Annotated in this window: 5 protein-coding genes; all 5 read right to left on the bottom strand. The window is 44.2% G+C overall.

The annotated features are described in order from the left end of the window. Positions 1 to 175: 175 nt before the first annotated feature. The 5 genes from araA to AC1DPZ_RS19305 all read right to left on the bottom strand — a co-directional run bounded on the left by araA (position 176) and on the right by AC1DPZ_RS19305 (position 6,328). Complete coding sequence (gene araA / locus AC1DPZ_RS19325) at positions 176 to 1,666, bottom strand: L-arabinose isomerase (protein WP_477406431.1); 1,491 nt, start codon at positions 1,664 to 1,666, stop codon at positions 176 to 178. Positions 1,667 to 1,736: 70 nt separating this feature from the next. Next, positions 1,737 to 3,104 (bottom strand): glycoside hydrolase family 27 protein, encoded by a 1,368-nt coding sequence (locus tag AC1DPZ_RS19320; protein WP_477406429.1) that lies wholly within the window; start codon positions 3,102 to 3,104, stop codon positions 1,737 to 1,739. 1 nt (position 3,105) lies between these two features. Continuing rightward, complete coding sequence (locus tag AC1DPZ_RS19315) at positions 3,106 to 3,804, bottom strand: L-ribulose-5-phosphate 4-epimerase (protein ID WP_477406427.1); 699 nt, start codon at positions 3,802 to 3,804, stop codon at positions 3,106 to 3,108. Continuing rightward, complete coding sequence (locus AC1DPZ_RS19310; protein ID WP_477406425.1) at positions 3,801 to 5,519, bottom strand: ribulokinase; 1,719 nt, start codon at positions 5,517 to 5,519, stop codon at positions 3,801 to 3,803. Before AC1DPZ_RS19310 ends, AC1DPZ_RS19315 begins: the two co-directional genes overlap by 4 nt. Before the next feature lie 101 nt (positions 5,520 to 5,620). Next, positions 5,621 to 6,328 carry an NUDIX hydrolase gene (locus AC1DPZ_RS19305; protein ID WP_477406423.1) on the bottom strand — a complete coding sequence of 236 codons (708 nt, stop codon included), beginning with the start codon at positions 6,326 to 6,328 and terminating at the stop codon, positions 5,621 to 5,623. Between the last annotated feature and the right edge of the window lie 294 nt (positions 6,329 to 6,622).

Raw genomic sequence — 6,622 nt, 5'->3', positions numbered from 1 at the left:
TATTTTACTTGTAAAGTCCCTTAATTCCCTGTCATTGAGAGGTGCGAAACAATTTCCAAGCTGTGCAGCGGCTCTGTAAGCCCAGGATTGCTTCATACCTCTTATGACGTGATTTGTATCACGTAAATCAAAAGTCTCCCCCTGAAGGGGGAGATTCAGAGGGGGCTTATGCTCCCTATTTATAAGCCACTTCGTTCCACAATATCTCATTCCTGAACTGCGGAATGGTTGTATCCTTACCAATCCTCAAAAATTCTATTCCTGCCATATCAGCAAAATCCTGCATATGTTCGGCAGTCAGGTTCTGGCTGTAGGCAGTATGGTGTGCGCCACCACCGTAAATCCAGGCTGCACAGCCGGTTTTCATATCGGGCAGTGGTTTCCATAGTACGCGTGCAACAGGCAGGTTTGGCAGGTCTTCAATCGGCTCAACAGCTTCAACCTCGTTAACCAGTAAGCGGAAACGGTTACCCATGTCCACAATAGATGCATTAAGCGCCGCACCACCAGCAACGTTAAATACCAAACGTGCGGGATCAGCCTTGCCGCCAATGCCTAAGGGGTGAACTTCTAAAGATGCTTTACCATTGGCTAAAGAAGCATCAACTTCCAGCATATGCGAACCTAAAACCAAAGCATTGTTAGGGTCAAAGTGGTAGGTATAATCTTCCATAAAGGCATTACCGCCGGCCAGGCCTGCACCCATAACTTTAAATGCGCGTACCAGGGCAGCCGTTTTCCAATCACCTTCACCCGCAAAGCCAAAACCATCGGCCATCAGGCGTTGGGCAGCAATACCAGGTAATTGGATCATGCCATGCAGATCTTCAAATGTATCCGAGAAACCTTTAAAACCGCCATCAACTAAAAACTTACGCAACCCGATCTCGATCCTGGCAGCTTCGTAAACCGAAGAATATTTTGCGCTGCCTTTTTTAAGATCATCGGCCATAGTATAGGTAGCCTCATACTCATCTGTTAAAGCAGTAATAGCCTCTTCGCTTACCGCGTTAATCACAGCAACCAGGTCACCAACACCATAGGTGTTTACCGAGAAGCCAAATTTTAATTCTGCTTCCACTTTATCACCATCGGTAACAGCAACAAAACGCATATTATCGCCAAAACGGACAAATTTGGCTCCCTGCCAGTCATGCCAGCCGGCTGCGGCGCGGGTCCAGGTTTCTATTTCGGCCAAAGCCTCTGGGTCCTGCCAGTGACCAACTACTACTTTGCGGTTAATGCGCATGCGCGATACCATAAAACCAAACTCACGGTCGCCATGGGCGCTTTGGTTCAGGTTCATGAAATCCATATCTATTGAGCTCCATGGAATATCGCGGTTAAACTGGGTATGCAGGTGCAGCATCGGTTTTTTGAGGATGCTTAAACCACGGATCCACATTTTTGCAGGGCTAAAAGTATGCATCCAGGTAATTATGCCGATACAATTTTCGGCAACGTTTGCAGCCTGCAGGGTAGTATAAATTTCTTCGGTTGATTTAACAACAGGTTTGTAAACCACGCGTACGGGGATATTACCGGATGCATCTATTCCGGCAGCAATCTCCTGGGAGTGTTCGGCAACTTTTTTTAGTGTTTCTTCTCCGTATAAATTTTGGCTTCCTGTAATAAACCAAACTTCAAATGTTTTAAGATCGATCATTATATTTAATTAGTGATTTAGCGAATTATTGATTTAATGAATTTTTATATTGGTTTTTGATTATGACTGATTAATTAGCTGCAGGCGAAAGTCTTAGCAATGTTGCGCCGTGCAGGTTGATATTTTGTTGATAGCCTTTTTTAAACTGGCCAACATCCTGCTTTTTCCACAGATCGCGCACCTTTACTTTGCCCTTTAAGCCGATGGCCGCAAAATCAACTGCTATACTTTTGTTTGTATCGCCAATGTTGAACAGGGCGGCATAAACATCCTTACTGCCGGGGATCTGCGAATACCAAACCATAGCGCCATCTTTTTTATACAACTGGCGTGGATTAGCTCCTTTTTGATTAGCAGCCAAAACCTCATCGTTGGTAAATAATTTCAATTCCAGCTCGCGATTTTCGGGCAGGTTACCGCCAATCATTAAAGGCGAGCGGAAAATGCTCCAAAAGGTCATATGGGTAATTTCTTCATCTTCGGTAAAGCGGCTGAAGCGCTCCTGCCCAACTGGGCCACGTTTGCTCAGTTTACCAATCTGGATCATGTCGCAATCGGGCCAGTGACCCGGGCCGCTTACACCTTCCCAGCTTTTGGCATAGTCAAACATGTGCAGTATCTCTTTCCAGTTATCCCAAAAATCATCGGCCATGCGCCACATATTGGCATATTTGGTTGCGTGTGCAGCTTGTGCAACAGGAGTTTCGCCTGGCGATAGACTTAATACTACTGGCCTGCCACAATTTTGGATTGCTTTTTGGTATCCTTCCACTTCGGCATTGCTGTATGGGCGCGAAAGGTCATCTACCTTAATAAAATCTACATCCCATGAAGCATAAAGTTCCAGCAACGAGTTCAGGTATTCCTGTGCACCTGGTTTTTTCATGTCAAGCCCGTACATATGGTTCATCCATGGGCATTTGGAGTTGGTATCGGCAACCATATCTGCAGTAATACCGTTGGTGCCTTTTATGGGCGATTTTGCCCAATAAGCCTGTCTCGGGATGCCGCGCATTACGTGAATTCCGAATTTTAATCCTTTTCGATGTACATAATCGGCCAAAGGCTTAAATCCGTTGCCACCCAGGGCAGAAGGGAATTTATTAGGCTGCGGTGTTAACCTGCCCCATTTATCCATAGTAAGCCATGGTACATATGATCCATCCTGCAAACGCATTTGAAATGGATTACCGATGTTGCTTCCCGGCGGGTTATCGTACGACCATAAAAAATCGACCACTATATACTCCCAGCCATGAGGCTTCAGGTATTTGGCCATGTAATCGGTATTGGCTTTTACTTCATCTTCATGCACGGCCGAGCCGAAACAGTTATAGCTGTTCCAGCCCATGGGTGGGGTAGCAGCTACGGTTTGTGCCGATGCTTTTGCACCCAGCAAGCCTGCTGCCAGGATGATTATATAACGTAGTGATCTCATTTTATTGGCCGTAGTATGAATTTGGTCCGTGTTTGCGTTCAAAATGTTTCTTGATGAGTGAGTCTTTTAAGCGTGGTGCCTTCGGGTTAATCTGTTCGGTTAAGTAAGCCATTTGGGCAACTGCTTCTAAAACTGCGCTGTTATAAACTGCTTTATGCGGCGTTTTACCCCAGGTAAAGGGGGCGTGATTACCCACCAATACCATCTCAACTTCATTATAATCCAGGCCCTGATCTGTAAAATGATCCATAATCTGGAAACCGGTTTGATATTCATAATCGCCCTCTATCATTTCATCGCTCATGGGTGGCGCGCAGGGTATATCGGCCGTTAAATGATCGGCATGCGTGGTGCCGAAAATAGGAATATCGCGTTGTGATTGCGCCCAGGCTGTACCATAGGTGGAGTGGGTATGAACAATACCTCCGATATTTGGCCAGTGCTTATATAAAACGGCATGAGTTTGTGTATCAGATGAAGGCCTCAGATCGCCCTCTACAACAACCCCGTCAAAATTAACGATCACCATTTTTTCCGGTGATAGGTCCTCATAGGGAACACCGCTTGGTTTTATAGCAAATACCTCTTGTGCCCTGTCGGCCGCGCTAACGTTGCCAAAGGTGAATAGTACCAGCCCAAGTTTGGGTAGCTGCATATTAGCTTCAAAAGCAGCTTGTTTTATATCCTGATACTTGCTCATGCTAAAACTGAATTATCTGCTGTGGCCTGCGTTGAGTTAACCGCGATTTGCTGAGCAATAAAAGCACCTAAAGTTTTGTATTTATTATAGCGGGCTAAATAAGCTGCTTCCAGATCTTTATTAGGATAATACTCTACATCAAAACCACGACCCATTGCCTGCATAGCTTCCTCAACAGTTGGATAAATACCGGCAACAACCGCCGCAAACATGGCTGCACCCAAAGCGCAGGTATGTTTAAACTGGTGGATGCGGATAGGCATTCCTAATACATCAGCCATCATTTGCATCACAAATGGTGATTTTTTGGCTACGCCACCAATGCCGATGATCCCTTTAACCGGGATACCCTCGCTGATGAAACGCTCCACAATGCTTTTAGCTCCAAAACAGGTAGCCTCTGCTAATGAACGGAACACACGCGGTGCATCACTGCCCAGGCCTAAGCCGGTGATGGCGCCTTTCAGCTCCTGGTTGGCATCCGGTGTACGGCGGCCGTTAAACCAGTCGATAGATAATTCGTTGTCAAAATCTAAAGGCAACAGATCTGCCTGCCTGCTCAGTTCCGGGATAATCAGCTCGGCCATTTCAGCTTTTAAAGCTTCGGCAGTTGCTGCATCTATTACTGTTGATTGCGACAGCAAGTTATTTAAAGGCCATAAAAGCACGTTTTTAAACCATGCGTAAGTATCGCCAAAGGCAGACTGACCGGCTTCTAAACCTGTCATGCCAGGGATAACCGATCCGTTAACCTGCCCGCAAATACCGCGAACCAGTTTGTCGCCGATCTCGGCAGACGGGGCAACCAATATATCGCAGGTTGATGTACCCATTACCTTACTTAAATGGTAAGGTTCAATTTGCCCGCCAACCGCGCCCATGTGCGCGTCGAAAGCACCTGTACCTACAATTACATCTGTAGATAAGCCTAATCTTTCGGCCCACTCGGCGCTTAAAGTTCCTGCAGCTTCATCGGCAGTATAGGTTTCTGTAAATAGTTTAGCAGTAATGCCTTTTAACAGCGGATCAAGAGATGAAAAGAATTCATCGGGCGGTAAGCCGCCAAATTCTTCGGCCCATAATGCTTTGTGACCGGCCGAACAACGACCGCGTTTAATTTCTGTAACCTCAGTGCCACCTGTTAAAAGGAAAGGGATCCAGTCGCAATGCTCCACCCAGGAGTGTAGTGATTCGCGCACCTGTTCATCAACTCTAATAATATGTAATAGCTTGGCCCAAAACCACTCGGATGAGTAGATGCCGCCTACATATTTTAAATAATTGATATCAAATTTTGTTGCGTGTTCATTAATCTGGGCGGCTTCTAATACCGATGTATGATCCTTCCATAAAATGAACATTGCATTGGGGTTTTGCTCAAAACCCGGGGTTAAAGCCAGCGGCGTGCCCGTTTTATCAACCGCGATAGGGGTTGATCCGGTGGTATCTATAGATAAGCCTTTAACCGCTTTGGCAACATCGGCGCCACCTGCTTTTTGAAGGCAATCTTTAATAGTGGTTTCCAGCCCTTCTATATAATCAAGCGGGTGCTGCCTAAACTGGTTTTCTGCAGGTTTACAAAATAATCCTTGCTGCCAGCGGGGGTAATTAAATACGGATGAGGCTATTTCTTCGCCGTTTTGCGCATTGATTAAAACTGAGCGAACAGAGTCGGACCCATAGTCCACTCCAATAACAAATTGGTCTTCTCTCATATTGGTTAAATAATTCGTGTTGAAGTAACACTTATTTTTTTACAATAAAAAATTTTTATTAAAAAACATTTAAATTGTTACGAAAACAGCGGTGTAAAAAATTAATTCAAAAGGGTATCCGGGTTTGGGATGARATTCATAAATGCCTGAAATTTAGCATAATAATTCTGCATATTCAGTTGATAATAATAGGCGCCACGTTTTGAGCCGGCCTTATCTTTATCGGTCAGCTTAATCAGCAATCCGGTAGCTAAAACTCTTTTACTAAAATTCCTCTTGTCTATCTGGGTATTAAAAACACTTTCATAAAGCGCCTGCAATTGCGGAAGTGTAAATTTACCTGGTAAAAGCTCGAATAAAATAGGGTGCATAGCCGCCTTGTACCTGATCTTCTTTTTGGCAGCTTCCACCATTTCCTGCTGATCGAAAATGAGCTTAGGCACCCTTTTTAGCGGGAACCATTCGGCATGATAATCTTTACTTAGCTGGGTTTCGTATTTATTGATATCTATTAATGCAAAGTAGGTAACAGATACTGTTCGCTCTATAGGATCGCGTTTGGTATTACCAAATGCGTGTAATTGCTCTAAATAAACCCCTTGCAGATCGGTAAGTTGTTTTAAGATACGGTTGGCCGCCTGGTCCAGGCTTTCCTGGGGCTGCACAAATCCACCCATCAAACTCCAGTTGTCCTTCTCGGGCTGGAATCCTCTTTTAATGAGCAGAATCTTTAAGGTATGGCCGTCAAATCCGAAGATAATACAGTCCACTGCCAGTAAAAGTCGCGTTTGTTTAGAATATTTCTGCATGTGATTGGTTTAAAAAGAACGGCAAATGTAATTTTTTAGATACAGGAAATTTAATTCTGAGCCTTGGTTTATTGGTAAAGCGGCTATAAACACATGAATCCTACTTTGCTTGTGTCCTTAGCGCACAAATAAAATGAAAATTATTTTAATTGTTTTTATCACAATTAAAATAATTTTATTCTACCTTAGATTTTAATTAGGGAATCAATAAATCCTGATAATAAAACCAACCACCAAATTATAACCAGTTAACCATTCAGAAAACTTTGAGAAAAGTTGAGAAAAATGGAGAAC

Source organism: Mucilaginibacter sp. P4_G9 (assembly GCF_056400985.1).
Note: the sequence above shows the minus strand (reverse complement) of the source record. Positions and strands in the feature narration are given on the sequence as shown.